Below are 23,959 nucleotides of genomic sequence, written 5' to 3'. Positions count from 1 at the left end.
GTCCCCGGCCCGCCACGCCGCGCGACCGCGACGCCGCTGTCGGGGAACCCGAGGCGGGCTCAGCTGACCAGGGCCTGTGTGGCCGACTCCTTGAGCTTGCCGCTCGCCCAGCGCGCCTGGCGCTGCGTCTCGGCGCCGCACCGCTCGGCCAGGTCGAGCAGCCGGGTGTGGCGCAGGCCCTGGGCCGCCTGGGCGAGCATCTGCCAGTCGGCCGCCACCCCGGCGGCCGCGAGGTAGACGCCCCGTAGGTCGCGCAGCAGCACCAGACCCGGATCGTCGCTGTCGGCGAGGGGGCCGGCTCCGGTCCCGGGCGCGGCCGGGCCGGACGGCGCTCCCGGGCGGCCGTCGACCTCGGCGCCGTAGTCGGGGGCGATCGCCGCGATGTCGTGGGCATGCCGTCGGGACCACACGGCCAGGTCCTGGGCCACGTGGAAGACGTCGTGGTCCGCCCGGTGCTGGTCGGCGAGCCGCAGCAGGTCGTCGGCGAGGTCCGTCTCCGACCAGTACACGTCCCGCAGCACGATGCCGATCTTCACGACGCGCTCCCCGCCCTGGCGCCGGGCAGGCGCTCCTCGGCCAGCGCCGCCGGCCCGCCTGCCGTGGGCGGCACACCGGGCACGACCGAGGCCGAGGCCGTCGACGGCGCTGGCGCCGGGGCGCCGTCGGCGTCCGCCAGCTTGCGCACCCGCGCCGCCGCGGTCTTGAACAGTGGCTGCTTGGAGCACGGGTCCCAGGCCGTCATGGTGAGCTCGTTGGCCGCCCGGTGACGGCCGCCGTCGTCGTCCTCGACATCCCAGTAGCCGTAGTGGAAGGGCACGAACAGCACGCCGGGCCGCACCCCGCTGACGCGGACCCGGGCCCGGACGGCGCCGCGGGGCGTGGTCACCTCGGCGAGGTCGCCCTCCGCGAGCCCGAGCGCGTCGGCGTCGTGCGCGGAGACCTCGACCCACACGTCCGGTGCCGCTGCCTGGAGCTGCGGGGCCCGCGCCGTCTTGGTGCGCGTGTGGAAGTGGTAGAGCGTGCGCCCGGTGACGAGCTGCAGCGGGTACCGGGAGCCGGGCACCTCGTGCGGCTCGACGTAGTCGGCGGGCTTGAGCATGGCGCGGCCGTCCGGGTTCAGCGCGGCGTACTCGGTCGCGTCGAGCGGCGCTCCCGTGGCGAGGTCCCGGCCGTAGGTCTCGCACTCGTCGCCGCGGCTCCAGAAGCGGCCGTCGGCGTACAGCCGCTCGGTGCCCTCGGGATGCTCCTCGGTGCAGGGCCACTGCACGCCACTGCCGCGCAGCCGGTCGTAGGTCAGGCCGGTGTAGTCGCACGGCCGCCCTCGGCTGCACTCCTTCCAGGCCTCGAACGCGGACTCCGGGTCGTGCCAGCGCACCAGCGGACCGCCGTCCTTGTCCCGCAGGTCCATCCGCCGCGCGAAGTCGAGGAAGATCTCGAGGTCCGGCCGGGCCTCGCCCGGGGGTTCGATGGCCTTCTCCGACAGGTGGACCGTCCGGTCCGCGTTGGTGAAGGTGCCGGTCTTCTCGCCCCACGTCGCCGCGGGCAGGACGACGTCGGCGAGCTGCGCCGTCTCGGACAGGAAGATGTCCTGGACCACCAGGAACAGCCGGTCCTGTGCCAGGATCGCGCGGATCCGCTCGAGCTCCGGCAGGGAGACGGCGGGGTTGGTCGCCTGGACCCAGAGCATCCGGACCGAGCCCTGCTCGGCGTAGCGCATGATCTGCATGGCGTGGGTGGGCGCGGTGTAGTGGGGGATGCTCATCGGGTCCACGTTCCACACCCGGGCCAGCTCGTCGACATGCTGCTTGTTGGACCAGTTCCGGAACCCGGCCAGATCGCCGTCCGCCCCGCACTCGCGGGTGTTCTCCGCCGTGGGCTGGCCGTTCATCTGCAGCAGGCCGCACCCCGGTCGGCCGAGCATGCCGCGCAGCAGGTGCAGGTTGTTCACCTGGACCGAGGCCGCGGTGGCCTGGTGGGCCTGGTAGAACCCCTGCAGCACCGTGGACAGGAGCCGTTCGGCGGTGCCCAGCAGCCGCGCCGCCGCGCGCAGGTCGGCCACCGGCACGTCGCAGATCCGCGCCACGCGTTCGGGCGGGTACTCCTGCACCGTCCGCAGCAGGTCGGCGTATCCGATGGTGTGCCGGTCGACGTACTCCTGGTCCACCCATCCATGGGCGACGATCTCGTGCAGCAGGCCGTTCATCAGGGCGAGGTTGGTGCCGGGGCGTGGTGCCAGGTGCACGGTGGCGGCCCGGGCCACGGGGGTCGCCCGGGGGTCCACGCAGAGCACCGCGGGCGGGTGGGGACCCGCCAGCCGGTCGAGCACGCGGGTCCACAGCACGCTCTGGGTCTCGGCCATGTTGTGCCCGAACAGGGCGATGACGTCGGCGTGGTCCACGTCCGTGTAGGAGCCGGGCTGGCCGTCCGAGCCGAACGACTCCTTCAGGGCCTCGGCCGCGGTCGCGGTGCACAGGCGCGTGTTGCCGTCCACGTGGTTGGTGCCGATGCCCGCGTGCGCCACGACCCCGAGCGTGTAGTACTCCTCCAGGAAGAGCTGGCCAGAGGTGTAGAAGCCGATCGCGCTCCCGCCCTGCTCCGCCAGGAGGCGCCGGGTGTTGGCCACCACCCGGTCCATCGCGTCGTCCCAGGTGGTCTCCACCAGGGTTCCGCCCCTGCGGACCAACGGCCTGGTGAGCCGGTCGGACGACGCGTTGGCCTGCCACCCGTAAAGGTCCTTGGGACCGAGCCGGCCGTGGTTCACCCGATCCTCGGCTCGTCCCCGGACCCCCACGATGCGGCCGTCCTTGACGGCGATGTCGAGCGCGTCGCCGTTCGAGTGCAGGAGCGTCGCGGACTGCACCCAGCGGTCGACCTGTCCTTCCTCGACGCCGTCGGCGAGGAAGGAGTCGGTGCGCACCGGCCAGTCCTCGCCCGGCCCGTACGGCGTGCGCGTACCCCAGGGCTCCGCGATGCGGTCGGTGGACGTCATCCGTCCAGCGGACCCCTCACGCGCGTCGCTCGCAACCGCTGGTCACCCGGGACGCGAGCCGACCAGGGCCTGCCTATGGTCGGGAGACGACGGCCGTGCGGCAGCACGGGAAGGGGACGACGACATGCGCTTCGGATACACCCTGATGACCGAGCAGAGCGGGCCGCGCGAGCTGGTCCGGTACGCAGCGGCGGCCGAGGAGGCCGGGTTCGACTTCGAGGTCTCCAGCGACCACTTCTCGCCCTGGCTCGCGGAGCAGGGGCACGCGCCCAACGCGTGGGTGCTCCTGGGGGCGGTCGCGCAGGCCACGAGCCGGGTCGAGCTGATGAGCTTCGTGACGTGCCCGACCATGCGCTACCACCCGGCGGTCGTGGCGCAGCAGGCGGCGACGCTCCAGCTCCTGGCCGACGGCCGGTTCACCCTGGGCCTCGGCGCCGGCGAGAATCTCAACGAGCACGTCATCGGCGAGGGCTGGCCCGGCGTCGCCGTGCGACACGACCTCCTGGAGGAGGCGATCCACATCATCCGCGAGCTGCTGACGGGCGACCTCGTCACCTGGGAGGGGCAGCACTTCCGCATCGAGTCCGGGCACCTGTGGGACGTCCCGGACGCCGGTGTCCAGATCGGGGTCGCCGTGTCGGGGGAGCACGGCGTGGAGCGGTTCGCCCCGCTCGCCGACCACCTCGTCCAGACCACGCCCGACGCCGACGTCGTGCGCGGCTGGAGGGCGCGTCACCCGGGGTCGACGCGGGTCTTCGGTCAGGTCCCGGTGTGCTGGGACCCCGACGAGGACGCCGCGGTCGCCCGGGCACACGCCGAGTTCCGGTGGTTCGGCGGCGGGTGGGCGGTGAACGCGGACCTGCCGACGCCGGCCGGGTTCACGGCCGCCGCCCAGTTCGTGCGGCCCGAGGACGTCGCGTCGTCGATCGCGTGCGGGCCCGACCTGGACAAGCTCGCCGAGAGCGCCCGCCCGTTCCTCGAGGCCGGCTTCACGGACCTCGCCTTCGTACAGGTCGGCGACCACCACCAGAACCGGTTCCTGGCGGAGGCGGCGGGCCCGCTGCTGGAGCGGGCCCGGGCGCTCTAGGCCCCCGGTAGGGTGCGGCGTGCCTGCTCAGGCCGGCTGCGGGCGCACGACGTCCGGTGGCTCGTCGGCCGGTTCCGTCGCCTGCACCGGCCGGACGGCGGTGAGTCCCCGTTCCAGCATGTCGGCGGCCGACTCGTCGGAGTCGATGCCGGCCCCGAGCGCCGCCATGATCCGCACCGCCGCCACGCTCTCGGGGACCTGGGCCTCCGTGGCCGCGTCCTGCAGGACCTGCTGTGCCTCGTCGTCCTGGACGTCCCGCGCCACGGCGATCACGCACTTCGCCCGTTCGATGGCCACCTGTCCGATGACGCTGTCCCGGCTCATGGATGACATGCGCAACCTCCGGATCCGGCAAGGATCGAGAGCCGCTTCATGACCCTGAGCTGTCCACTCTAGGCCATCGGGCCTGGTCAACACCAGGCCCGGCCCTCCTGCTGGGCCCTCGTGCGAGTGCCGGGGCCCCGGGGGACAGTGAGGGCTGCCGGTGCAGCACACCGCCGCCGGCCCCCAGCCAAGGAGGCACGACCATGGCCAAGCAGACCGCCGCAGATGTCATGACCCCGGCACCCACCACCATCGACCAGACCGAGACGCTCGAGGCAGCCGGCCGCCTGATGGCCGAGCAGGACGTGGGGGTGCTGGTCGTCCGGGCCGGGCCCACCGCCGTCGGTGTCGTCACCGACCGGGACCTCGTCGTACGCGGCCTCGCTGCCGGCCTGGACGCCGACGCGACCGTGCAGCAGGTCACGACCGACAAGGTGATCACCGTCGGCGTCAGCGACCCCGTGGAGACCGTGGTCGAGGTGATGCGCGCGGGCGCCGTCCGCCGCGCACCCGTGCTGGACGGGAACGTGCTCGCCGGGATCGTCTCGATCGGCGACCTCGCCGTCGAGCGGGACCCGGACTCCGCGCTCGCGGACATCTCCAGGGCGCGGCCCAACCGGTGAGCGCACGGGCCGGGCCTGGCCCCGGGCCACGGTGAGGCTCTGACCACGCACGACGTGCGAGTACCGCCGCCGACGAGGAACATCGAGGCCATGAGGGTGATGCGGTGGCGGTGGGTGGCGCGAGGCGCCGTCGCTGCGACCGTGCTCGCCGGGACGGCCTCGTGCACGGTCGCCAGTCACCAGGAGCCGGGGCAGGCGAGCGCGGCCATCGCCGATGCCCTGTCCGAGGCGGGCTCGGCGGCCGAGACCACCCGGATCGTCGTCGAGCAGCTGTCCCGGGGACGGCTGACCGGGCCGATGGCCGACACCGCTCTGCTGGACCAGCTCCGCGTGCTGGACGACGCCGAGACGGCGCTGACCACCCTGGTCCCGCCCGACACCACCTCGTCCGAGCAGCGGGCCGCCGGGCTCGCGGCCGTCGGTGGGGTCACGGACGTCGTCGTCAGCGCACGGGAGTGGGACGCGGCCCGGGCCGGTGGCGACCTGGGCGGCGCGGCCGCCGTGCCGCCGTCGGCCGACGCGCTGCTCGCGGACCTGGAGAAGGCCACCGGCGCGGTGGAGCAGGCCCTGGCCGAGGCGGGCGGCCCATGAAGAAGGTACTGGGGGTCGCCCTCGGCGTCCTGACGGCGATCGGGGGCTTCGTCGACATCGGTGACCTCGTCACCAACGCGGTGGTCGGGTCCCGGTTCGGGCTGTCGCTCGTCTGGGTCGTGGCGCTCGGCGTGGTCGGGATCTGCCTGTTCGCGAGCATGGCGGGCCGCGTCGCGGCCGTGAGCGGCCGCGCCACGTTCGAGATCATCCGCGAGCGGCTCGGCCCGAAGGCGGCCGGCGCCAACCTCGTGGCGTCGTTCGCGATCAACCTGCTCACGCTGACGGCGGAGATCGGCGGCATCGCGCTCGCGCTCCACCTCGTCAGCAGCGTCGAGCCGCGGCTGTGGATCCCGGTGGCGGCGCTGGCCGTGTGGCTGGTGCTGTGGCGCGTGAAGTTCCAGGTGATGGAGAACGTCGCGGGCCTGATGGGGCTGCTGCTGGTGGGCTTCGGCGTCGCCCTGTTCCTGCTCGGTCCGGACTGGGGCGAGCTGATGCGGCAGGCCGTGCCGCCCTCCCCGCCGTCCACCGAGCACCCGGCGGCGTACTGGTACTACGCCGTCGCGCTGTTCGGTGCCGCGATGACGCCGTACGAGGTGTTCTTCTTCTCCTCGGGCGCGGTCGAGGAACGCTGGACGGCCAAGGACCTGACGATGAACCGGGCGAACGTGCTGATCGGCTTCCCGCTCGGCGGGCTCCTCTCGGTCGCGATCGCGGCGTGCGCGGCCGTCGTGCTGCTCCCCGCCGGGATCGAGGTCTCGTCGCTCTCCCAGATCGTACTCCCGGTCGCGCAGGCCGGGGGAGTGCTGCTGCTGGCCCTGGTCATCGTCGGCATCGTCGCCGCGACGTTCGGCGCCGCCCTGGAGACGGCGCTGTCCAGCGGGTACTCCCTGGCCCAGTACCTCGGCTGGTCGTGGGGCAAGTTCCGCAGGCCGGCCCGTGCGGCGCGGTTCCACGTCACGATGGTCGTGGCGATCCTGCTCGGCGTCGGCATCCTGATGACCAGCGTCGACCCGATCGCGGTGACGGAGATGTCGGTGGTCTTCTCGGCCGTCGCCCTGCCCCTGACCTATGTCCCGATCCTCGTGGTGGCGAACGACCCGCAGTACATGGGCCGCCACGTCAACGGGCGGGTGGTCAACGCCCTGGGCACGGTGTACCTGGTGATCGTGGTCGTGGCGGCCGTCGCCGCGATACCCCTGATGATCGCGACAGGAGCGGGGTCATGACTCGCGAGCGGATGGTCGACGCCCGGCTGCACCTGCTCAGCCGGCAGGTGCTCGACGTCGACGGCGAGCCGGTCCGCGCCGTCGACGACCTGGAGCTGATCGGCCCCGACGGGCAGGCGGCGCGGGCAGGCGCCGAGGTCCGCGTCGGCGCGATCCTGGTCGGCCCGGTCCTGTTCGTCCGGCTCTTCGGCGGGGCGGTCCCCGTCTCCCGGCAGCCCCGGATCGCGTGGGAGGACGTCGGGCATGTCGGCACGGCGATCGAGCTCACCGTGCCGTCCGACCGCCTCGACGCGGACTGGGTGGAGCACTGGCTGCGCGACCACGTCGTCGGCCGCATCCCCGGGGGCCGTCACGACCCGGAGGGGGACGGATGAACGTGGGCGACCTGCTCGACGCACGGGTGCTGGGGCCCGACGGCGCCACGCTCGGCGTCGTCGTGGACGTGCGGTTCGCACTGGAGGTCGTCGACGAGCCGGACGACGACGCGCGGGAGCGGGACCGGGAGGACCCTGAGACTCCGTTGAGCGCGCATCTCGACCGGGACGCCGTCGCTGGCGCCCGGCTGGTCGGACTGCTGGTGAGCCCGCACAGCGGGGGATCGTTCCTGGGGTACGAGCGCACCGAGATGCGTTCGCCCTGGCCGATCGCGCAGCTCGTCCGCCGTCGACATCGCGGCACGTTCCTCGCGGGCTGGTCCGACGTCGCCGAGGTGCGCACGGACAGCTCGCCGGTGATCGTGCGGCTGGTGGCCGGGTTCGAGAGGGGCTCGCCCGCGCTGTAGTCACCACAGGACGCACGGAGGAGAGGCGGTTGGATGACGTTCTGGATCTGCCGGAGATGCGGTGTCGAGCACGAGCCGCGGCCCGCGGTCTGCGCGGTCTGCGCCGACGAGCGGGAGCTGGTGCCCGCCGACGGGCAGCGGTGGACCACCTTGGAGGAGCTTGCCGCCGAGGGGGCGAGCTTCGTCGTGGAGGAGCTGGAGCCGGACCTGTCCGGCCTGACGGCGCAGCCGGACGTCGGTATCGGACCGACCGCGAAGATCGTCCGGACGGCGGCGGGGAACCTGATGTTCGACGTCCCCGGTTACCTCGACGACGCGGCCGTCGCCGCCGTCCAGGATCTGGGCGGGCTGGCGTACATCGTGGCGAGCCATCCGCACATGTACGGGGTGCAGGTCGAGTGGAGCCGGCGCCTGGGCGGTGTCCCGATCCTGGTCAGCGAGGCCGACGCCGGCTGGCTCGCGCGGACCGACGAGGCCGTCGAGCTGTGGAAGGGGGACCGCGAGATCCTGCCGGGTGTGACGCTGACCCAGCCGGGCGGGCACTTCCCGGGGTCCGTGGTGGCGCACTGGGCGGCCGGTGCGGAGGGCAGGGGTGTGCTGCTCAGTGGTGACACGATCTTCGCGAACCCGGACCGGACGTCGGTGTCGTTCATGCGCAGCTACCCGAACCGGATCCCGTTGTCGGGGGCGGTGGTGCAGCGGGTGGCGCGGCACGTGGCGCGGTTCGAGTTCGACCGGCTCTACAACAATTTCCGGGGCGTGATCCCGGTCGATGCCCGGGCGGTCGTGCTGCGTTCGGCGGACCGGCACGCGGCCTGGACCAGCGGCGCCAACGACCACCTCACGTAGCCGGACCTCGTCGGGCCCGGTTCAGTCCTCGTGCGGCGGCACGGGGTGCGCGGCGAGCGCGGACGCCACCGCGTGCAGGTTGTGCGCCATCAGCCGGCCCGTGCTGTGCGACCACTCGTGGCCGTGCTCGGTGTCCGGGTACTCGGGCCCAGGCCCTGGGCCCTGGTTCCAGTAGGTCCAGGCCTGTCCGGGCACCGTGTAGCCGATGTCGCCCAGCGCCCCGCTGATCTCGGAGATCACGTGGTGCGCGCCGTCCTCGTTGCCGGTCACCACGACGCCCGCGACCCGGTTGTAGGCGACCGGCGTGCCGTCGGACGACGTCTCGGAGAGCATCGCATCCATGCGCTCCAGCATCCGCTGGGCGACCGACGACGGCCGGCCGAGCCAGGTCGGGGTGACCACGACGAGGATCTCGGCGTCCAGGAGGCGTTCGTGGACCGCGGGCCAGTCGTCGCCGTCGCCGAGGTCGGTCTCGACGCCCGGCGGCACGGACAGGTCCGTGAGGCGCAGCCGGTCGACCGCCACGCCCCGTTCCTGCAGGGCGGACGCGACCACGTCGGCGAGCGCCTCGGTGTTCGACGGGGCGGGGGAGGGCTTCAGGGTGCAGCTCAGGAACAGCGCCTTCATGGGACTCCTGTCGGGTCGGTCAGCCGGGTCGGTGGGAACGAGGCGCCCGGGTGGGCGTGCCGGATCCACCATGGATCACCTACCGACGACCCGCACGCCGCGTCTCCGGGAGCGTCCGGCTGCGAGTGCCGTGGGTCCGTCCTAGCGTCGGGAGGGCCGGCCTGGGCGAACCAGGCCCGGGAACGCTCGGCGAGAGGAGCACGAGATGACGGTCTACACGCTGCCCGACCTGCCCTACGACTACTCCGCGCTGGAGCCGCACATCAGCGGCCGGATCATGGAGCTGCACCACGACAAGCACCACGCCACCTACGTGGACGGCGCGAACAAGGCGCTGGAGACGCTGGAGGAGGCCCGCGAGAGCGGGGATCTCGCCACGGTGAACCTGGCGGAGAAGAACCTCGCGTTCAACCTGGGCGGCCACATCAACCACACCGTGTTCTGGAACAACCTCTCGCCCGACGGCGGCGGCGAGCCGGACGGTGAGCTCGCCGCCGGGATCACCGAGTTCTTCGGTTCGTTCGCGGCGTTCCAGGCCCACTTCACGGCGGTGGCGACAGGAATCCAGGGCTCGGGCTGGGCGGTGCTCGGCTGGGACGGCATCGGGCAGCGCCCCCTCGTGTTCCAGCTCTTCGACCAGCAGGCCAACGTGCCCCTGGGGATCACCCCGCTGCTCATGCTGGACATGTGGGAGCACGCGTTCTACCTGGACTACCTGAACGTCAAGGCGGACTACGTCAAGGCGTTCTGGAACCTGACGAACTGGCCCGACGTCGCCGGCCGGCTCGACCAGGCCCGCGCCGCGACGTCGACCCACGCCGTCTGACGGGCCGATCGGCCCGTCGTTCCGCAGGAGAAGAGGACCGTATGGCCTCCCACACCGTTTCCACGTACATGACCGGTCCGCCCGTCGTCCTGGAGGCGACCGAGTCCCTCCGGGCCGTGGCCACGGCGATGTCCGAGCAGGACATCGGGGCGGTGCTGGTGCAGGACGGCACCCGGCTGGCGGGCCTGGTCACCGACCGGGACCTCGTGGTCCGGGGGCTGGCTGCGGGCCTGGGGCCTGACGCCCCGGTGCTCCAGGTCACGAGCAAGATCCTGGTGGCCGTCGGTCCCGACGACTCCGTGGCCACAGCGGTCCAGGTGATGCACGAGGCCGCGGTACGCCGGGTGCCGGTCGTCCACGACGGCGCCGCGGTGGGAATCGTCTCGATCGGAGATCTCGCGGTCTCCCTCGACCCGGACTCGGCACTCGCGGACATCTCGTCGGCGTCGCCGAACGACTGATCGACCCGGCGTGAGCTGGTGCCGGGACCGGAAGGACACGACGCAGATCGGACGGCGGACATGAGAGCACTGACGTGGCAGGGCCAGGAGCAGGTCGGGGTCGAGGACGTACCCGATCCCGTGATCCAGGAGCCGACCGACGCGATCGTGCGCGTCACGTCGACCGCGATCTGCGGGTCCGACCTGCACCTGTACAGCGTGCTGGGCGCGTTCATCGACAAGGGCGACGTGCTGGGCCACGAGGCGATGGGCGTGGTCGAGGAGGTCGGCCCCGAGGCGGGCGGCCTGACGCCCGGAGACCGTGTGGTCGTCCCGTTCGGGATCGCGTGCGGCCGGTGCTGGATGTGCGAGCGCGGGCTGCAGTCGCAGTGCGAGACCACGCAGGTCACCGACCAGGGCAGCGGAGCGGCACTGTTCGGGTACACCAAGCTGTACGGGCAGGTTCCCGGTGGGCAGGCGCAGTACCTGCGGGTCCCGCAGGCCCAGTACGGCCCGGTCGTGGTGCCCGACGACGGCGAGCCCGACGAGCGCTACCTGTACCTGTCGGACGTGCTGCCGACGGCGTGGCAGGCGGTCGAGTACGCACAGGTCCCGGAGGGCGGGTCGGTCGTCGTGCTCGGCCTGGGCCCGATCGGCCAGATGGCGGCCCGGATCGCCGCGCACCGGGGCGCCGGGCTGGTGGTCGGCGTGGACCTGGTGCCCGAGCGGCTGGCCTTGGCGGCACGGCACGGGGCAACGGTGATCGACCAGAACCGGACCGACGTCGTCGGCGCCGTCCGCGACCTGACCGACGGGCGCGGCCCGGACGCGGTGATCGACGCGGTCGGCATGGAGGCGCACGGGTCACCCGTCGCGGAGGCGATGCAGAAGGCGGCCGGCGTGCTGCCGGACGTGCTGGCCAAGCCGATGGTCGAGCATGCGGGGACGGACCGGCTGGCTGCCCTGCTCACTGGCATCGACCTCGTGCGCCGCGGCGGCGTCCTCTCTCTGGCGGGCGTCTACGGCGGTGCGAAGGACCCGCTGCCGATGCTCACGCTCTTCGACAAGCAGGTGACGATCAGACAGGGGCAGGCCAACGTGCGCCGCTGGACGGACGACCTGCTGCCGCTGGTGAGCGACCCGGCCGACCCCTTGAGCGTTCTGGACCTGCGGACCCACCGCTGGCCGCTGGAGCAGGCGCCCGCGGCGTACGACATGTTCCAGCGCAAGGAGGACGGCTGTATCAAGGTCGTGCTGGACCCGTCGGCCTGATGGCTCCATGACGTCCACACCCGTCGACCTGAACCCGGCCGATGCGGCCCGGGTGGCCACCGCCGTCCTCGCGCCGCTCGTCGCCCAGGGCGCGATCATCCGCCGTCCGCGCGCCACCGCCTGGGCGGAACGGCACCAGACCGACCGCACGGCGCGCAAGGTTCTGGCCGGCCTGCGCGCACGGCACGACGGCGCCCCGCTCGTGCTGCGGATCGGGCCCCGTCGCCTGGTGGTGGTCACCGAGCCGGGCGACGTCCAGCGCCTGCTCGAGGGCTCGCCCGAGCCGTTCACCCCCGCGAACAGGGAGAAGATCGGCGCCCTCAGGCACTTCCAGCCGGACGGCGTCCTGATCTCGACTACCACCGACCGGCGGTATCGCCGCCCCTTCAACGAGACCGTGCTGCGGCCCGAGATGCCCGTGCACGACGACGGAGCCGCCTTCACCGACGCCGTACGGCGCGGCGCGGCGGCCATGGCCCGGCGGCTGCACGACTCCGGTGGACTCGACGCGTCGACGTTCACCGACACCTGGTGGGAGATCGTCCTCCAGGTCGTGCTCGGGCCGGCGGCACGCGCCGACCGCGAGCTCGTGGACGTGCTCGACGCGCTGCGCCGCGACGCGAACTGGTCGTGGTTCCACCCGCGCGACGACCGGCTCCGCGCCGAGCTCGGCCGCCGGATCGAGTCCTATGTCGCCGTGCCGGAGCCCGGCACGCTGGCCGCGGCCGCCCATGCCGCGGGACCCGTCACGGCCCCGGGCCAGGTGCCGCACTGGCTCTTCGCCTTCGACGCCGCCGGGGCAGCGACCCTCCGGGCGCTGGCGGTCGTCGCCGCCCGGCCCGAGGTACGCGCGCGGGTCCTTGCCGAGGTGGCGCCCGGCGTCGAGCCCGCGCTGCTGCCGTACGCGCGCGCCTGCGTGCTGGAGTCGCTGCGTCTGTGGCCGACGACGCTCGTGGTGCTGCGCGACTCGACCGGCCCGACCACCTGGGGCGAGCGCACCCTGCCCGGCGGGACCGGGTTCGCCGTCGTGAGCGAGTTCTTCCACCGCGACCCGGATCGGCTCGACCATGCCGACGGCTTCGCCCCCGAGGCCTGGCTGGACGGCCGCAACAACGCCGACTGGGGGCTGGTGCCGTTCAGCGGCGGCCCGGTCTCGTGCCCGGGCCGGAACGTCGTCCTGCTGGTCACGTCGCACCTGCTCGCGCACCTGGCCGCGCACGATCTGCGGGTCGAGCGCGGGCGCTACCTCGCGAGCGACCCGCTCCCGGCCACGATGAACCACTTCGGCCTGCGGTTCGGGCTGCGAGTCGGCGGATCCGCCCCGACGGTGGAAGGACCCGAGAGAAGGAGCAGCGCATGACGAGCATCATGAAGTCCGTCGACGTCGACGTCCCGGTGCGGACGGCGTACAACCAGTGGACGCAGTTCGAGGAGTTCCCCCGGTTCATGGGAGGCGTCGAGGAGATCCGTCAGATCGACCCGACGCTGACCCGCTGGAAGACGAAGGTGGGCGGCGTCGAGCGCGAGTTCGACGCGCAGATCACCGAGCAGCACCCGGACGAGCGCGTCGCGTGGAAGAGCGTGTCCGGACCGGAGCAGGCCGGTGTCGTCACGTTCCACCGGCTGAACGACGAGCAGTCGCGGGTCACGGTGCAGCTCGACTGGACCCCGGACGACGCGGTGGAGAAGATCGGCAGCGCGCTGCACATGGACGACCGCCAGGTCCAGGGTGACCTCGATCGGTTCAAGGAGTTCATCGAGGGCCGCGGCACCGAGGACGGGGCCTGGCGCGGCGAGGTACGCTGACCGGTCGCGCTCGACAAGAGGTCTCAGCCGGGCTCGTCCGGCGGAGCTGTCCTGAGGATGTCGGCGAAGGAGTAGGGAGGCCAGGGCCCGAGGTAGCGGATGCGCGCCCCGGGTTCTGCCTCCTGGATCGACGTCAGCGCCGCCCCGACGTCCTGCACCGCGTCCGCCCGGACGAGCAGCGAGGCGGACAGCACAAGAGCGGTGTCGGGGCCGGGGCGTGCCCGGCGGTTCTCGTCGAGCTCGTCGCTGACCCCCTTCAGGATCTGGTGGTAGCCGTCGATCCGCTCACGGGCCACCGCCTCGGTGACGTCGCGCTCCAGGTGGTCCAGTCGCTTGCGGAGCAGGCGCTGGACACCCGGTGGGCGACCGTCCAGCTCGGTCCGCGCCGCGACCACGTCCGGATGCCGCCCGGCCGTCAGATGGTGGTCCAGCCCGATCTCCACCCGCAGCTCGACCCGCCCGGACAGTGCGTCCAGGCGGTCGCGCAGGCTGTCGGCGTGCGCTGCGAGCCAGTCCTGCAGCCGGTGATGCGCGGTCATCGCCCCCTCCGGCGCGACGATCACGTTGAACGTGGCCGGGAGGATCGTCCCGGTGAGCCGCCACACCCGCTCGACCGCGGTGCTGTGCTCCACCACCCACCGCTCGACGTCGGCATCCGCCCCCTGGTACGGCTCGCCCTCATGGCCGTGCACGACCGCCGCCACGCCCGGCGGCCCGGGCACCGCGTGCAGCGGCAGCGCGTCGATACCGGTCCCGAGGTCGGCGGGCGCGGTGCCCACGATGCCGTAGAGGTACAGGTGGTCGGCGGTCATCGAGGCGCCCCGTCGGGTTCCTGGACCCACCGCGCCGGGTTGGCGAGGCGGTCGACGAGGTCACCGACCACGTCGTCCAGACCCCGCCTGAGGTCCGCGACCGACGCGGTCAGCCCGTGGTCGTCCTTGATCTGCGTGATGGCCTCGTCGAGGTCGAGCAGCGCCTGCCCGAGGCGCTCCTGCTCGTCGTCGGTGAGCTCGCCGCCCTCGATCCGTCGGATCGCCTGGCTCTCCAGTGCTTCCTCGATGACCTCGACCAGCGTGACGACCAGGGTGAGCAACCCGTTCTTGAGGCTCGTCTCATCCACCTGCATCGTGGCCGTCCCTTCGGGGGTTCGGGCCGGGTGTCCCGACTCCTTCGGTGGGCTGGGCAAGAGCTCCCGCACGGAGCGTGTCGTAGAGCCTCCGGGGTGCCGCCGCGGTCAGCAGCGCGGGTCCCTGAGGGGTGTCCACGCACACCCGCAACCGGTCCGCTCCGCCCACGCTCGCCTCGGGACGCAGCTCCACCGCGGTCACGTCGCGCAGAGCCACCTGCCACAGCAGCTCTCGCGGGTCCGGCCGCCAGACGAGCAGCCGCTGCGAGGTGACGTAGACGATCCCTGGTCGCCAGGTCCGGTACGGCGTCTCCTGAAGGTGCCCGCCGGACAGGCGCAGCACGACCTCCTCGCCGTCGAGCAGGGGTACCTCTCGGTCGGCGCCACTGCGGCCCGACCGGCGGATCTGCTCGTCCCAGCCCTGCATGAGGCCGTGCTCGAGCATCGTCTCGACGCCCGCGACGGCAGCCCGCAGACTGACGCCGATCAGCGGTACGTCGGCGACCGTGATGACGAGGTCGAGGTCGAGGTAGACGCCCTTGTCGAGCACGACGTCAAGGAGGTCGGACAGGCCGGCGCGGAGGTCGTGGGTCGGCTCCATCCCGCTCTCCGGGGCGACGGGCGACCGGATCTCGGCGATCACGATGGTTCCTCCTGACCGGTGATCTCACCGGCAGCGCGTTCGGCCAGTGCGCTGCGCCAGCCGCACCAGGGGCAGAGGTCTTCGAGCAGCTGCTTCCTGGGGGAGGACTTGCCGCACCTCGGGCACGTCTCCTTCTGCTCGACGGCGCGCCGCCACGCGACCGTCTCGGTGTTGGTGCCGGCAGGAAACTCCAGCCCGTAGCGTGCCGCGGTCTCGAAGGACGCGAGGGCCGCCCGGATCCGGATGCCCAGGAGCTCCACGCCTGCCAGCGACACCATGATGTCCGCGTTCACGACCAGCCCCTTGTCCAGGAGCGTCTCGATCACGTGGTCGAGGGAGCCGTTCGCGTCGTGCTGCGGAGCCATCACGCGTGACCTGTCGGGCACTCGTAGCGGCTCCATCGAGCTATCCCGGTCGCCGGCCGTGCTCATCCGTGATCACCTCCTCCGAGTGGGCACGCGGTCCGGAAGGTCGCCCGCCGCCGGACGCCGGTCACCCCTCCTCCGTGCGACCGCGCACGTACCGCGACCGGCGCCGGTAGCCGGTCAGCTCGCCCTCCGCGTCGAGCTGCACCTCGTACTCCGCCATGACGTCGGCACTGCTCGGTACGTGCGGGTCCTCGACCACCTCGATGACGACGGTGAACGTGCCGTCCTCGGACCTGATCCCCACGATGCTCTCGAGCTCGCGGGTGATGAGCTGCGAGAGCTGCTCCGCCGCCCTGCCGGCCGCCTCGGTGGCGGTGAGGGAGCGGCCGCGGGTCCGGTCATCGACCTGCTCGTCGGCGTCACCCATGGCTCTCCCTGCTTCGCCGGTTCGCCTCGATCAGCCGCGTGATCAGCTGTTCCTCCAGCGCATCAGCCTCCGCGTCGTCGAGATCGCCGCTGTCCCGGGCCAGAGCCACCTCTTCGAGCTGGCGTCGCAGGGCCCCGGCGTCGTAGTACTGGCGCTCGGCCTCATCGAGCACCTGCTCGGCGATCCAGACCGTCCCACGGACGGGAGCCAGCGGAAGCGACAGGAGACCGGAGAGAATGCCCATCACTCACCCCTCGCCCACGAGGTCGACGAAGTCGTAGGGCGCCTGCGGCCCGACGAGCCGGAACGTGGCCCGCCCCCAGGCGCTCGCGGCCAGCTTCTCGAGCGCTGCCTCGAAGGTGGTCAGCGCGGTCCGTCGGACGAGCACGGCCACCTCCACGACGTCCTCGACGAGTTCGGTCTCGTGCTCCTGGAGCTCGATCGCGAACGGTGCGAGCTCGTCGCGCAGAAGGGCCACGTCGTGCTCCCGCTTGCGGGCGAATCCCTGGACGATCAGCTCGCCGAGGCGGATCCGGGCCTGGTAGGCCGTGTCCGTCGGCAGCACCTGGAGGAAGGAGCGCAGCTCGGCGATCTCGGTGTCCTCCGTGATCAGCTCGGTGAGCACCGTGTCGGTGACATAGCGGACCTGGAGTGTGAACTGGGCGAGTCCGTCCAGCCGGCGCAGCGCCGCGGCGAGCGACGCGCGCCGTTCGGCTGGAAAGGCGTCGTCCACCGCTCCCTCGTCGAGCACGGCGGTGCCGAACTTCAACGGGAGGACCGGGTGCTCGGCGGCCACACCGTCGAGGACCGCGGTGTAGGCGCGTACCTCGGCGGGCATCCCGATGACCTCCGCCTCGGGGATCTCGGAGGTCAGCGCGGCGATCTGGCCCAGTCCGACCAGGCGCACCCCGCCGACACCGAGACCGTCGACGTCGTCGGGCACGTCGGTGGTGGGAAGGACCAGACCGTAGAGGTAGAGCATGGTCGGCTCACCGGTGGACGGAGGGCTCAGCGGGAGCGTTCACCGGAGACGCGCCGGCGGGGCCTGCGCTGCTCGCGGCGTCGTGGGGCGGGCTCGGTATCGGCATCGTCGTCGCCCTCGTCCTCGTCGGATGGCGTGTCCCGGGACTCGTTCTTGTCCTCGTGGCTGCCCACGAGGGCTTCCTTGGCGCTCGCCAGCACCCCCTTGGTCTTGCCCTTTGCCCCGCTCCGGGAGACGTCCTCCACGAGCTCGGGCAGGTCCCGACCCCCGGTCTTCGCCAGGTCGAGGCGGTTGGTGGCCTCGGCGAACCGCAGGTAGGTGTCCACGCTCGCGATGACGATGCGTGCGTCGATGGTGATCACCTCGATCCCGACGAGCGACACCCGTACGAAGGCGTCGATCACCAGGCCCTTGTCGAGGATGATGTTGATGACGTCCGCCAACGACGAGGACGACGGGCGTTGGAGGTACCCCGAGCCGCGGGGTCGGGTACTCAGTTCGGTCATGGCGCGCCTACCTGTTCTCGGACCCTGTGTCCTCGGTCTCCTCGGTCTCCTCGGTCTCTTCCTCTTCCTCTTCGTCGCCCTCTTCGTCGTCCCGGGCAGCCTGCTCGTCCTCGACGACGTCCTGGTGGCTCCGGATCATCTCCTCGTCCCGGATCTCGGCGCGAAAGCCCTCGTCCTCCTCCGGCCGCAGGACCGACTCGGTCATGACATGCCGGACGAAGTACTTCAGCTCCAGGCGCACCCGTCTGTTCACCGCCCGCCAGATGTTCCCGGTCTTCTCCATGAAGCCCTGGGGGTAGTACGACACGACGAGGACGAGACGTGTCAGGTCGTCGGCCAGCTCGTGGAACGTCACGACCCCGCTGAGATGTCCTTTGGCCCCGCTGGACTTCCAGACGATCCGCTGGTCGGGCACCTGATCCGTGATGACGGTGTCCCACTGCCGATGGGACCAGAGCACCTGCCCCTTGAGCTGGACCTCCCCGGACTCCTCGTCGAGCTCGGTGTGCTCGACCTTCTTCATGAACTCCGGCCACTTCTCGTACGACGTCCACGCGTTGAAGACGACCTCGACCGGCGCGCCGACGTCGATGGACTCGACGATGTTGTTGAAGGCGAACTTCTTGCTGCCTCCGCCGCCTCCGCCGCTCCCGCCGCCGAACGTCTCCTTGAACTTGTCCTTGACGCCCGCCACGGCCGCGGACAGCCCTGCCTTGACGGGCGACGCGCCCTGCGCAAGCTCCTCGGCGCCCTTCGCGGCCGCGGTCGCCTTGGCCCCTCCGCCCTCGCCGGACCCGTTCGCGTAGTCGGTGAGCCGCTCGCTCAGCCCGCTCACCCGGTCGGTGAGGCTGTCGACCGCGTGGCTCGCCAGCGCCTTGACGTATCCGCCGGCCGACTCCTTGAGGGCAGTGAGCGGCTGCGAACCTGCGCGGTCCGTCGTACCGGTGGACTCGTTGCTCATGGAATGCTCCTTTCCGGCGCCGACCTCGTCCGTCGGCATCGTGTCCGGGCCCGACTAGCGGGAGCCGGACCTCCTTGCGGAGCTGGTGCCCGACGACTTCCTGGCCCGGGTGCCCGAGCTGCTCTGCTTCGAGGTGCCCTGCTTCGAGGTGCCCTGCTTGGAGCTGCTCTGCTTCGAGCTGCTCTGCCTCGAGCCGCTCTGCGCCGAGGAGCGCGAGGAGCGGGCCCCGCCGGACGTCGAGCTTCCCCGGCTGCTCCGCTTGGCGGCCGGCGCCTCCTCGTCCTCCTGGGCCGGCTCGTCCTCCTGTGCCGTCTCTTCCTCGTCCGACGGCTCCTCGGTCTCCTCGTCGGCCGACTCCTCGTCGGCCGACTCCTCGTCGGCCGACTCCTCGGTCGGCTCGGGTGACTCCTCGGGAGCGTCCGCGGGCTCGTCCTCGTCCGGACCGTGCTCGGCCTGCCGCGCGCTCGCGCGTTTCTCCAGGTTCGAGACGAGCCCGTCGACCCGTTTGGCCGCCGCCGCCACAGCGGCTGTCTTGCCTGCTTCGACGAGCCGGCCGGAGAGCTCGTCGGTGAGCTTCTTGACCGAGGGGGAGGAGAGCACGGAGCTGCCGGCCTTAAGGAGATCCGGGTTGGACCGGAGCTCTCTGACGGCGAGTGCGCCGGCAACGGCCAGCGCCAGCTTCATCCTCTTGGTCCGTCCCAAGACGTACCCACCGAGCAGGACCGCTGCGAACTTGAGCTTGTCGTCCATGGTGATTCCCTAGGGACCCTGAGGAGCAGACGACGCGCCATCGCGCCGTGGGGGGTCCGCATTTTCAGGCTAGCACCGAGGTTTTGGAGTCGCGTCCCGGCGCCAGGAGCTCGTCTCCGGCGGCCAGGGCCCGCACCTGACATTGCGAGTGCCGCGCCGCGGGCACAGGGTGAGTACGCCGGTGAAGCAGCCCGCCGTCGTCCACCACGTGAGGAGCGCGCGATGACCCAGCAGACCGTCGCTGACGTCATGACCCCGTCGCCGACCACCGTCGACATCACCGACACACTCCGGACCGTCGCACAGACGATGGCCGAACAGGACATCGGAGCACTCGTGGTCCGCGCCGGTACCGCCGCGGTGGGCATCGTCACCGACCGCGACCTCGTCGTACGCGGGCTGGCGGCCGGACTCGCCACCGACACCCCCGTGCAACAGCTCGTGACGGGCCAGGTCGTCACCGTCGGACACACCGATCCCGTCGAGACCGCGGTAGAGGTGATGCGCAAGGCCGCGGTTCGTAGAGTCCCCGTCCTGGACGGCGACACCCTTGTCGGGATCGTCTCCATCGGTGACCTCGCCCTCGAGCGCGACCCGACGTCGGCGCTCGCGGACATCTCCCGGTCGGAGCCCAACCGGTGAACCGAGACCTGCTGATCGGTCCGGTCCGACCCGTAGGGACCTGATGCGGCCGCATCCCGGCCGGGGCCGGTACCGGCCCGACCACGCAACGGAGGAGTGAGCATGGAAGACGACGACCGCCGCCCGACGCCGACCGACGACACCGGGTCCACGTCCGGCGGACATGTGCCGTCCAAGGAAGAGGCCGACCGGCTGAAGCCGCACCCGGACCGCCCCGGGATCCCTGGTGAGGATCCGGAGGACAACCCGGACGAGGAGGGCGAGGACCGCTTCGACGCGGGATAGGTGACGCGGGACAGGTCCGCGCTCAGCTGCCTGACGTCGAGACGTCGTCCAGCGGGACCAGCAGGGACGAGTCACCCTTCTTCCAACGGTCGAGTGCGAAGGCGGCCACGTCCCCCTCGATCGCCAGGCAGGCAGCGGCGCCCAGGAGGATGTCGTCCCGCAGGCCCGGCTCCTGCTCGGCAAGGCGGCCGGCCAGGTCTCGGCCGGCGATCTGCTCGTGCACCGCGTCGGCCTCGACGTGCTCGTCGAAGTAGCGGGTGGTGTCCGCGTCGTGGCCGAGCCGGCGAAAGCCGTTGCCGTACAGCCGGCTGGGGACAGACGACGTCATCTCGTACGCGGCCAGGTGTCCTACGATCGCGCCCCGGAGCCGTCGGTGCAGACCGAACAGCGACATCATGTTGAGCGCGACGAGCACCGGGACGGGCACTGCGTCGACGTACCGGCCGTACGCGTCGTCGAGCCCGGCGCCGCGCATGGCCCGGGCAAAGAGCTCCGCATGCATGTGACCTGCCTGGCCACCGCCGTACTCGTCCGTCTGGATCTCGACCAGCGCGGCCTTGGGCGCGCCGGCGAGCCGGGGGATGGCCCACGTGTGCGGGTCGGCCTCCTTCAGCTGGTAGAGCGACTTGAGCACGAGGTACTCGCGGGCCTGCCCGGAGTCGGCGTCCTTGGCGACGTAGCGCGCCAGGCTCGGTGCGTCGTCGGCCGCGACGAGCTGGAACAGGCGCCGGGCTACGCCCGCGGCGTCCGTCTCGACGCAGCTCGGCTGGCCGGCGCGGGACCACACGGCGGCCTCGAACGGGCGCTCCAGCGACTGGCGGACGGCGAGCAGCCCGGGCTCCCACTCCCACGCGTCGTCGACCTCGTCGACACCGCGGTGGTGCAGCTCGTACAGCACGGTGAGCGTGAGCTGAACGTCGTCGTCCTGGAGGACGTCGCGGCCTCCCCGGACGAGGTCAGCGGCGGCCTCGCGCAACGTCGCGACACCCGCCTGCGAGTCCTGCGTGGGCGGACCGGCGGTGAGCGTCGCGAGGAGAGCGGCGCTCAGCGGGCCGCGGGCTCGTGGGAGCGGGAGCCGCCGGGTCCGGCGTGCCTCCTGCTCCGCCACGCCGTGCGTAGCGCGGTCCTGCGTCCGCGAGGACGTCCTGGCGGTCACGGCAGTCATGGAAGCTCCCTGCGTGGTGCGGTGCGCGGCGGCACGTCGGGGTTGTCGCGTCATCGTGTGCACGGAGCTGCCTGCTCGCAAGGGGGACGAGCGGGACGCGCGAGGTTGCGAGTGGCGGCGATCGTCCTACGTTGAGGAGGAAGTCATGAGGGACGGACCTTGGGGGCGGCATGGCGGAATCAGCAGAGGGCGCGCCCTCCGGCGGGGCCACCGTCTTCGCGTGTCCCGACGGTCCGCTGCTGGTGCGCGGCTCCTTCACGGTCGTGGACCAGAACGGCGAGCCCGTGCCGCGCAACCGCGCGACCGTGGCCCTGTGCCGCTGCGGTGGCACCGCCATCGCGCCCTGGTGCGACGGCACGCACAAGGTGAACGGGTACCGGTCCGACGGCTGATCCGCGCACCGGCGGAACGGTCTCGACCGACGACAGGAAAGGGCGCGCCATGGACCATCCGCTCGTAGCCGACTTCATGACGCCGGTACCGGCCACGGTGGAGGCGACCGAGACGCTCCGCCAGGCCGCCCAGGAGATGGCCGAGCACGACATCGGGGCGCTGGTCGTGCGGGCAGGGCGCAGGGTGGTCGGCGTCGTCACCGACCGAGACCTGGTGGTGCGCGGTCTCGCCGCCGGGCTCGGGGCGGACGCCACCGTGCAGCAGGTCACGAGCGGCCAGGTCGTCACCGTCCGCCACGCCGACCTCGTCGAGAGCGCGTTCGACGTGATGCACGCGGCCGGGGTCCGCCGCGTCCCGGTGCTGGACGGAGACATGCTCGTCGGAATCCTCACCTTCGGCGACCTCGCGATCAGACGTGACCCGACGATCGCCCTCGTCCCCTGGTGAGGCTGGTGGCCCCGACACCACCGCGGCGGGGCACGGGCACCACCACGGAGACGGTCGGGTTGGGGTCAGCGGGCATCGTCGGAGTCCTGAGCGGGTCGCCAAACGGCGATGACGACGCCGGCGGCCAGCGCGCCGAGCAGGCCGAACGCGAGGTCGCCGATCGTGTCCGCGTACCCGACGCGGATCTCGTCGTCGACATAGGTGTACCCGGCCCATTCCCCGAGCTCCCAGAGCACCGCGCCCAGTGCGCCCACTGCCGTGGTCGTCACGATCAGGCCGGCGCGCCTCCAGCCGGACGCCCAGGGCGCCACCACCCGCGAGCGGACCAGGGCGAGGACACCGACGGCGGCGACGAGGCCCGTGCAGACGGCGTGCACCAGGAGGTCGAGCCACGAGACGGCTTCGTACCACCGGAGCAGCGCCGCCCAGGCCGCCAGCAGGAGGCAGCTGCCGAAGCAGACGTCGAGCACGGTGCGCAGGCCCAGGAGGCGGGGGACGAGTGCCCCGCCGAGCACGAGGAGGAACAGTGCCGCGGCCGGACCGCCGAAGGTCGCGCCACCGACCACGACACTGACCGCCACAGCGGCCCGCACCACGTCGCCCGGCAGGAGCAGGTGCTCGACGGTCGTGCCGCGCATGGCCCTCCGCGGGGTCGGGGTAGGTGGCACCCAGTTTCGCACCGAGCCCGGTCATCCGCACCAAGCGCTGACGCCGGAGGTGCCCGGTGTCAGCCCACCCGCTCGCCTTCCAGTGCTCCGCCCGCGGCGCGCCACGCCATCAGGCCGCGGGCGAGGCTCACCGCGTCGAACCCGAGTTCGGTCAGGAGGTTGGCCGCGCCCCGGGACAGCAGGCCTCCGGTGCAGAACGCGATCAGCACGCGGTCCTCGGGCAGCTCCTCGGCGCGGTCGGTCAGCTCGTCCAGCGGCAGGTGCACCGACCCGGGCACGTGGTGGTTGCGCCACTCCCGCTCGCGGCGCACATCCACCACCAGCGCGCCGTCCTCGATGAGCCGGAGCGCCTCGGCCACACCCACCTCGGGCGGACGGTGGACATAGTGACGCAGGCTCACCGGCGTGTTTCCCGTCGCACGTTCACCAGGGTGAAGACGCCGCCGAACACCGGGACGAGCGCCAGGAGGCGCGTGCGGAGCAGGAGCCCCTGGCCGAGCAGGGCCGTGACCGCCACCGCCAGGTAGAGGGCGCCGTGCGCGGGCCCGAGCGCCGACGCGACGCCGTCGACGTGCACCGTGGCCAGGTTGGCGAGCAGGGCGGCCACGCTCACCAGCTCCAGCACCGAGAGCACCTCGAGGGTGCGCAGCAGCGGCCTCATACCGACCCCGGACGCACGACCATGAGCACCACGACCGCGGCCCACAGCAGGTTGAAGACGCCGGTCAGCATGCTCAGCCCACGCAGCCGGGCGGCGTCGCCGGGGACCTCCAGCACGGCCCGCTGGGCCGGGGCGATGCGTAGCGCGAGCAGCCCGCCCGCGACGGCCGTGAGGACCATAGCCACGATGACCCAGACCTCGCCGAGACGGCCCTGGACGGCCGCCAGCACGAGACCGAGCACGGGTACCACGAGGGCCAGGACACCGTAGACGCGGGTGACGCCGTGCAGCATCCGGGCCACCGAGGCGCTGCGCTCGTTCCGGACGGGGGAGCCGGGCGTGGCCGAAACGTCGGTCGAAGTGCCGGCGGACACGGGCGCGAAGCGTGGGAACAGACTTGTGGTCACCGCCACGGGACCGACGAACAGGATGCCCGCGAGCACGTGCGCGGACAGCAGCAGATTCTCCATACCTTCAGCCTAACTGAAGGATGG

The 23,959-nt window shown here is 72.2% G+C and carries 35 protein-coding genes; 16 read left to right on the top strand and 19 right to left on the bottom strand.

What is annotated here, in order from left to right; translation table 11 throughout:
• Positions 1-59: 59 nt before the first annotated feature.
• Both ACH47X_RS04000 and ACH47X_RS03995 read right to left on the bottom strand, forming a co-directional pair.
• Positions 60-536, bottom strand: coding sequence for a hypothetical protein (locus ACH47X_RS04000; protein WP_397401618.1), 477 nt, complete (start codon positions 534-536; stop codon positions 60-62).
• Complete coding sequence (locus tag ACH47X_RS03995; protein WP_397401616.1) at positions 533-2,989, bottom strand: molybdopterin oxidoreductase family protein; 2,457 nt, start codon at positions 2,987-2,989, stop codon at positions 533-535. Before ACH47X_RS03995 ends, ACH47X_RS04000 begins: the two co-directional genes overlap by 4 nt.
• 145 nt (positions 2,990-3,134) lie before the next feature.
• Between ACH47X_RS03995 and ACH47X_RS03990 the strand changes: the two genes are divergently transcribed.
• The gene (locus tag ACH47X_RS03990; RefSeq protein ID WP_449582149.1) at positions 3,135-4,076 is read left to right on the top strand and encodes a TIGR03557 family F420-dependent LLM class oxidoreductase; all 942 of its coding nucleotides are present in this window, start codon (positions 3,135-3,137) and stop codon (positions 4,074-4,076) included.
• A gap of 27 nt (positions 4,077-4,103) precedes the next feature.
• Here ACH47X_RS03990 and ACH47X_RS03985 read toward each other — a convergent pair whose 3' ends face one another.
• Positions 4,104-4,409 (bottom strand): hypothetical protein, encoded by a 306-nt coding sequence (locus ACH47X_RS03985; RefSeq protein ID WP_397401612.1) that lies wholly within the window; start codon positions 4,407-4,409, stop codon positions 4,104-4,106.
• A gap of 194 nt (positions 4,410-4,603) precedes the next feature.
• On the opposite strand from ACH47X_RS03985, the gene ACH47X_RS03980 reads away from it, so the two are divergent.
• The 6 genes from ACH47X_RS03980 (at position 4,604) to ACH47X_RS03955 (ending at position 8,470) form a co-directional block, all read left to right on the top strand.
• Positions 4,604-5,023 (top strand): CBS domain-containing protein, encoded by a 420-nt coding sequence (locus tag ACH47X_RS03980; RefSeq protein WP_397401610.1) that lies wholly within the window; start codon positions 4,604-4,606, stop codon positions 5,021-5,023.
• A 90-nt stretch (positions 5,024-5,113) separates the two neighbouring features.
• Positions 5,114-5,614: a hypothetical protein gene (locus ACH47X_RS03975; RefSeq protein WP_397401608.1), complete on the top strand. Its 501-nt coding sequence runs from the start codon at positions 5,114-5,116 to the stop codon at positions 5,612-5,614.
• The gene (locus tag ACH47X_RS03970) at positions 5,611-6,840 is read left to right on the top strand and encodes an NRAMP family divalent metal transporter (protein WP_397401606.1); all 1,230 of its coding nucleotides are present in this window, start codon (positions 5,611-5,613) and stop codon (positions 6,838-6,840) included. The genes ACH47X_RS03975 and ACH47X_RS03970 overlap by 4 nt, the downstream gene beginning before the upstream one ends.
• Entirely contained in the window at positions 6,837-7,214 is a 378-nt protein-coding gene (locus tag ACH47X_RS03965) for a hypothetical protein (RefSeq protein ID WP_397401604.1), read from the top strand. The genes ACH47X_RS03970 and ACH47X_RS03965 overlap by 4 nt, the downstream gene beginning before the upstream one ends.
• The gene (locus ACH47X_RS03960; protein WP_397401602.1) at positions 7,211-7,621 is read left to right on the top strand and encodes a PRC-barrel domain containing protein; all 411 of its coding nucleotides are present in this window, start codon (positions 7,211-7,213) and stop codon (positions 7,619-7,621) included. The genes ACH47X_RS03965 and ACH47X_RS03960 overlap by 4 nt, the downstream gene beginning before the upstream one ends.
• A gap of 33 nt (positions 7,622-7,654) precedes the next feature.
• A complete protein-coding gene (locus ACH47X_RS03955; protein WP_397401600.1) occupies positions 7,655-8,470 on the top strand; it encodes a hydrolase in 816 nt (271 codons plus the stop codon).
• A 21-nt stretch (positions 8,471-8,491) separates the two neighbouring features.
• Here the strand turns inward: ACH47X_RS03955 and ACH47X_RS03950 are convergent, their stop codons facing one another.
• Complete coding sequence (locus ACH47X_RS03950; RefSeq protein ID WP_397401598.1) at positions 8,492-9,097, bottom strand: flavodoxin family protein; 606 nt, start codon at positions 9,095-9,097, stop codon at positions 8,492-8,494.
• A 205-nt stretch (positions 9,098-9,302) separates the two neighbouring features.
• Here ACH47X_RS03950 and ACH47X_RS03945 point away from each other — a divergent pair, with 205 nt between their 5' ends.
• From ACH47X_RS03945 to ACH47X_RS03925, 5 genes are all read left to right on the top strand, one after another.
• Entirely contained in the window at positions 9,303-9,923 is a 621-nt protein-coding gene (locus ACH47X_RS03945) for a superoxide dismutase (protein WP_397401596.1), read from the top strand.
• A gap of 68 nt (positions 9,924-9,991) precedes the next feature.
• Positions 9,992-10,384, top strand: a complete 393-nt coding sequence (locus tag ACH47X_RS03940) for a CBS domain-containing protein (protein ID WP_397401594.1) — start codon at positions 9,992-9,994, stop codon at positions 10,382-10,384.
• A 60-nt stretch (positions 10,385-10,444) separates the two neighbouring features.
• Entirely contained in the window at positions 10,445-11,635 is a 1,191-nt protein-coding gene (locus ACH47X_RS03935) for a zinc-dependent alcohol dehydrogenase (protein WP_397401592.1), read from the top strand.
• A 7-nt stretch (positions 11,636-11,642) separates the two neighbouring features.
• Entirely contained in the window at positions 11,643-12,995 is a 1,353-nt protein-coding gene (locus tag ACH47X_RS03930; RefSeq protein ID WP_397401590.1) for a cytochrome P450, read from the top strand.
• Positions 12,992-13,441, top strand: coding sequence for an SRPBCC family protein (locus ACH47X_RS03925; RefSeq protein ID WP_397401587.1), 450 nt, complete (start codon positions 12,992-12,994; stop codon positions 13,439-13,441). The genes ACH47X_RS03930 and ACH47X_RS03925 overlap by 4 nt, the downstream gene beginning before the upstream one ends.
• 23 nt (positions 13,442-13,464) lie before the next feature.
• On the opposite strand, the gene ACH47X_RS03920 is transcribed toward ACH47X_RS03925, so the two are convergent.
• From ACH47X_RS03920 to ACH47X_RS03875, 10 genes are all read right to left on the bottom strand, one after another.
• Entirely contained in the window at positions 13,465-14,253 is a 789-nt protein-coding gene (locus ACH47X_RS03920; RefSeq protein WP_397401585.1) for a GvpL/GvpF family gas vesicle protein, read from the bottom strand.
• The gene (locus ACH47X_RS03915) at positions 14,250-14,567 is read right to left on the bottom strand and encodes a gas vesicle protein K (RefSeq protein ID WP_036961669.1); all 318 of its coding nucleotides are present in this window, start codon (positions 14,565-14,567) and stop codon (positions 14,250-14,252) included. Before ACH47X_RS03915 ends, ACH47X_RS03920 begins: the two co-directional genes overlap by 4 nt.
• A complete protein-coding gene (locus tag ACH47X_RS03910) occupies positions 14,554-15,210 on the bottom strand; it encodes a gas vesicle protein (RefSeq protein WP_397401583.1) in 657 nt (218 codons plus the stop codon). The genes ACH47X_RS03915 and ACH47X_RS03910 overlap by 14 nt, the downstream gene beginning before the upstream one ends.
• A complete protein-coding gene (locus tag ACH47X_RS03905) occupies positions 15,207-15,575 on the bottom strand; it encodes a gas vesicle protein (RefSeq protein ID WP_397401581.1) in 369 nt (122 codons plus the stop codon). The genes ACH47X_RS03910 and ACH47X_RS03905 overlap by 4 nt, the downstream gene beginning before the upstream one ends.
• 127 nt (positions 15,576-15,702) lie before the next feature.
• Complete coding sequence (gene gvpO, locus ACH47X_RS03900) at positions 15,703-16,005, bottom strand: gas vesicle protein GvpO (protein WP_397401579.1); 303 nt, start codon at positions 16,003-16,005, stop codon at positions 15,703-15,705.
• Positions 15,998-16,249, bottom strand: coding sequence for a gas vesicle protein GvpG (locus tag ACH47X_RS03895; protein WP_397401577.1), 252 nt, complete (start codon positions 16,247-16,249; stop codon positions 15,998-16,000). The genes gvpO and ACH47X_RS03895 overlap by 8 nt, the downstream gene beginning before the upstream one ends.
• A 3-nt stretch (positions 16,250-16,252) precedes the next feature.
• Positions 16,253-16,987 carry a GvpL/GvpF family gas vesicle protein gene (locus ACH47X_RS03890; RefSeq protein WP_397401575.1) on the bottom strand — a complete coding sequence of 245 codons (735 nt, stop codon included), beginning with the start codon at positions 16,985-16,987 and terminating at the stop codon, positions 16,253-16,255.
• 26 nt (positions 16,988-17,013) lie between these two features.
• Complete coding sequence (gene gvpJ / locus ACH47X_RS03885; RefSeq protein WP_397401573.1) at positions 17,014-17,493, bottom strand: gas vesicle protein GvpJ; 480 nt, start codon at positions 17,491-17,493, stop codon at positions 17,014-17,016.
• A gap of 7 nt (positions 17,494-17,500) precedes the next feature.
• Positions 17,501-18,454, bottom strand: coding sequence for an SRPBCC family protein (locus ACH47X_RS03880; protein WP_397401571.1), 954 nt, complete (start codon positions 18,452-18,454; stop codon positions 17,501-17,503).
• Between the two features lie 54 nt (positions 18,455-18,508).
• On the bottom strand, positions 18,509-19,204 hold the full coding sequence (locus tag ACH47X_RS03875; protein ID WP_397401569.1) for a hypothetical protein: 696 nt from the start codon (positions 19,202-19,204) through the stop codon (positions 18,509-18,511).
• Between the two features lie 222 nt (positions 19,205-19,426).
• Here ACH47X_RS03875 and ACH47X_RS03870 point away from each other — a divergent pair, with 222 nt between their 5' ends.
• Positions 19,427-19,846 (top strand): CBS domain-containing protein, encoded by a 420-nt coding sequence (locus ACH47X_RS03870; protein WP_036961686.1) that lies wholly within the window; start codon positions 19,427-19,429, stop codon positions 19,844-19,846.
• A gap of 102 nt (positions 19,847-19,948) precedes the next feature.
• Positions 19,949-20,131 carry a hypothetical protein gene (locus ACH47X_RS03865; protein WP_397401567.1) on the top strand — a complete coding sequence of 61 codons (183 nt, stop codon included), beginning with the start codon at positions 19,949-19,951 and terminating at the stop codon, positions 20,129-20,131.
• A gap of 22 nt (positions 20,132-20,153) precedes the next feature.
• Here the strand turns inward: ACH47X_RS03865 and ACH47X_RS03860 are convergent, their stop codons facing one another.
• A complete protein-coding gene (locus ACH47X_RS03860; RefSeq protein WP_397401565.1) occupies positions 20,154-21,296 on the bottom strand; it encodes an iron-containing redox enzyme family protein in 1,143 nt (380 codons plus the stop codon).
• A 170-nt stretch (positions 21,297-21,466) separates the two neighbouring features.
• Between ACH47X_RS03860 and ACH47X_RS03855 the strand changes: the two genes are divergently transcribed.
• Both ACH47X_RS03855 and ACH47X_RS03850 read left to right on the top strand, forming a co-directional pair.
• Positions 21,467-21,688: a CDGSH iron-sulfur domain-containing protein gene (locus tag ACH47X_RS03855; protein WP_397401563.1), complete on the top strand. Its 222-nt coding sequence runs from the start codon at positions 21,467-21,469 to the stop codon at positions 21,686-21,688.
• A 49-nt stretch (positions 21,689-21,737) separates the two neighbouring features.
• Positions 21,738-22,136, top strand: a complete 399-nt coding sequence (locus ACH47X_RS03850; protein ID WP_397401561.1) for a CBS domain-containing protein — start codon at positions 21,738-21,740, stop codon at positions 22,134-22,136.
• Between the two features lie 65 nt (positions 22,137-22,201).
• On the opposite strand, the gene ACH47X_RS03845 is transcribed toward ACH47X_RS03850, so the two are convergent.
• The 4 genes from ACH47X_RS03845 to ACH47X_RS03830 all read right to left on the bottom strand — a co-directional run bounded on the left by ACH47X_RS03845 (position 22,202) and on the right by ACH47X_RS03830 (position 23,935).
• A complete protein-coding gene (locus ACH47X_RS03845; protein WP_397401559.1) occupies positions 22,202-22,774 on the bottom strand; it encodes a hypothetical protein in 573 nt (190 codons plus the stop codon).
• Positions 22,775-22,863: 89 nt separating this feature from the next.
• Complete coding sequence (locus ACH47X_RS03840) at positions 22,864-23,205, bottom strand: rhodanese-like domain-containing protein (RefSeq protein WP_397401557.1); 342 nt, start codon at positions 23,203-23,205, stop codon at positions 22,864-22,866.
• The gene (locus ACH47X_RS03835; protein WP_397401555.1) at positions 23,202-23,465 is read right to left on the bottom strand and encodes a hypothetical protein; all 264 of its coding nucleotides are present in this window, start codon (positions 23,463-23,465) and stop codon (positions 23,202-23,204) included. The genes ACH47X_RS03840 and ACH47X_RS03835 overlap by 4 nt, the downstream gene beginning before the upstream one ends.
• On the bottom strand, positions 23,462-23,935 hold the full coding sequence (locus tag ACH47X_RS03830; RefSeq protein WP_397401553.1) for a hypothetical protein: 474 nt from the start codon (positions 23,933-23,935) through the stop codon (positions 23,462-23,464). The genes ACH47X_RS03835 and ACH47X_RS03830 overlap by 4 nt, the downstream gene beginning before the upstream one ends.
• Positions 23,936-23,959: the final 24 nt, after the last annotated feature.

Source organism: Promicromonospora kroppenstedtii, from assembly GCF_044389675.1.
Lineage (GTDB): Bacteria > Actinomycetota > Actinomycetes > Actinomycetales > Cellulomonadaceae > Promicromonospora > Promicromonospora kroppenstedtii.
The sequence above is the reverse complement of the archived record's forward strand: the minus strand, read 5'-3'. Positions and strand labels throughout refer to the sequence as shown.

Excerpts from the sequence above, each read along its gene's own strand:
- ACH47X_RS03995 (WP_397401616.1), bottom strand. The coding sequence starts at position 2,989 with ATGACGTCCACCGACCGCATCGCGGAGCCCTGGGGTACGCGCACGCCG.
- ACH47X_RS03950 (WP_397401598.1), bottom strand. The coding sequence starts at position 9,097 with ATGAAGGCGCTGTTCCTGAGCTGCACCCTGAAGCCCTCCCCCGCCCCG.
- ACH47X_RS03970 (WP_397401606.1), top strand. The coding sequence starts at position 5,611 with ATGAAGAAGGTACTGGGGGTCGCCCTCGGCGTCCTGACGGCGATCGGG.
- ACH47X_RS03880 (WP_397401571.1), bottom strand. The coding sequence starts at position 18,454 with ATGAGCAACGAGTCCACCGGTACGACGGACCGCGCAGGTTCGCAGCCG.
- ACH47X_RS03860 (WP_397401565.1), bottom strand. The coding sequence starts at position 21,296 with ATGACTGCCGTGACCGCCAGGACGTCCTCGCGGACGCAGGACCGCGCT.
- ACH47X_RS03980 (WP_397401610.1), top strand. The coding sequence starts at position 4,604 with ATGGCCAAGCAGACCGCCGCAGATGTCATGACCCCGGCACCCACCACC.
- ACH47X_RS03845 (WP_397401559.1), bottom strand. The coding sequence starts at position 22,774 with ATGCGCGGCACGACCGTCGAGCACCTGCTCCTGCCGGGCGACGTGGTG.
- ACH47X_RS03925 (WP_397401587.1), top strand. The coding sequence starts at position 12,992 with ATGACGAGCATCATGAAGTCCGTCGACGTCGACGTCCCGGTGCGGACG.
- ACH47X_RS03830 (WP_397401553.1), bottom strand. The coding sequence starts at position 23,935 with ATGGAGAATCTGCTGCTGTCCGCGCACGTGCTCGCGGGCATCCTGTTC.
- gvpJ (WP_397401573.1), bottom strand. The coding sequence starts at position 17,493 with ATGACCGAACTGAGTACCCGACCCCGCGGCTCGGGGTACCTCCAACGC.
- ACH47X_RS03835 (WP_397401555.1), bottom strand. The coding sequence starts at position 23,465 with ATGAGGCCGCTGCTGCGCACCCTCGAGGTGCTCTCGGTGCTGGAGCTG.
- ACH47X_RS03895 (WP_397401577.1), bottom strand. The coding sequence starts at position 16,249 with ATGGGCATTCTCTCCGGTCTCCTGTCGCTTCCGCTGGCTCCCGTCCGT.
- ACH47X_RS03890 (WP_397401575.1), bottom strand. The coding sequence starts at position 16,987 with ATGCTCTACCTCTACGGTCTGGTCCTTCCCACCACCGACGTGCCCGAC.
- ACH47X_RS03955 (WP_397401600.1), top strand. The coding sequence starts at position 7,655 with ATGACGTTCTGGATCTGCCGGAGATGCGGTGTCGAGCACGAGCCGCGG.
- ACH47X_RS03990 (WP_449582149.1), top strand. The coding sequence starts at position 3,135 with ATGACCGAGCAGAGCGGGCCGCGCGAGCTGGTCCGGTACGCAGCGGCG.
- ACH47X_RS03965 (WP_397401604.1), top strand. The coding sequence starts at position 6,837 with ATGACTCGCGAGCGGATGGTCGACGCCCGGCTGCACCTGCTCAGCCGG.
- ACH47X_RS03850 (WP_397401561.1), top strand. The coding sequence starts at position 21,738 with ATGGACCATCCGCTCGTAGCCGACTTCATGACGCCGGTACCGGCCACG.
- ACH47X_RS03935 (WP_397401592.1), top strand. The coding sequence starts at position 10,445 with ATGAGAGCACTGACGTGGCAGGGCCAGGAGCAGGTCGGGGTCGAGGAC.
- ACH47X_RS03945 (WP_397401596.1), top strand. The coding sequence starts at position 9,303 with ATGACGGTCTACACGCTGCCCGACCTGCCCTACGACTACTCCGCGCTG.
- ACH47X_RS03875 (WP_397401569.1), bottom strand. The coding sequence starts at position 19,204 with ATGGACGACAAGCTCAAGTTCGCAGCGGTCCTGCTCGGTGGGTACGTC.
- ACH47X_RS03985 (WP_397401612.1), bottom strand. The coding sequence starts at position 4,409 with ATGTCATCCATGAGCCGGGACAGCGTCATCGGACAGGTGGCCATCGAA.
- ACH47X_RS03960 (WP_397401602.1), top strand. The coding sequence starts at position 7,211 with ATGAACGTGGGCGACCTGCTCGACGCACGGGTGCTGGGGCCCGACGGC.
- ACH47X_RS03855 (WP_397401563.1), top strand. The coding sequence starts at position 21,467 with ATGGCGGAATCAGCAGAGGGCGCGCCCTCCGGCGGGGCCACCGTCTTC.
- ACH47X_RS03915 (WP_036961669.1), bottom strand. The coding sequence starts at position 14,567 with ATGCAGGTGGATGAGACGAGCCTCAAGAACGGGTTGCTCACCCTGGTC.
- ACH47X_RS03870 (WP_036961686.1), top strand. The coding sequence starts at position 19,427 with ATGACCCAGCAGACCGTCGCTGACGTCATGACCCCGTCGCCGACCACC.
- ACH47X_RS03975 (WP_397401608.1), top strand. The coding sequence starts at position 5,114 with ATGAGGGTGATGCGGTGGCGGTGGGTGGCGCGAGGCGCCGTCGCTGCG.
- ACH47X_RS03940 (WP_397401594.1), top strand. The coding sequence starts at position 9,992 with ATGACCGGTCCGCCCGTCGTCCTGGAGGCGACCGAGTCCCTCCGGGCC.
- ACH47X_RS03920 (WP_397401585.1), bottom strand. The coding sequence starts at position 14,253 with ATGACCGCCGACCACCTGTACCTCTACGGCATCGTGGGCACCGCGCCC.
- ACH47X_RS03865 (WP_397401567.1), top strand. The coding sequence starts at position 19,949 with ATGGAAGACGACGACCGCCGCCCGACGCCGACCGACGACACCGGGTCC.
- ACH47X_RS03930 (WP_397401590.1), top strand. The coding sequence starts at position 11,643 with ATGACGTCCACACCCGTCGACCTGAACCCGGCCGATGCGGCCCGGGTG.
- ACH47X_RS03905 (WP_397401581.1), bottom strand. The coding sequence starts at position 15,575 with ATGGCTCCGCAGCACGACGCGAACGGCTCCCTCGACCACGTGATCGAG.
- gvpO (WP_397401579.1), bottom strand. The coding sequence starts at position 16,005 with ATGGGTGACGCCGACGAGCAGGTCGATGACCGGACCCGCGGCCGCTCC.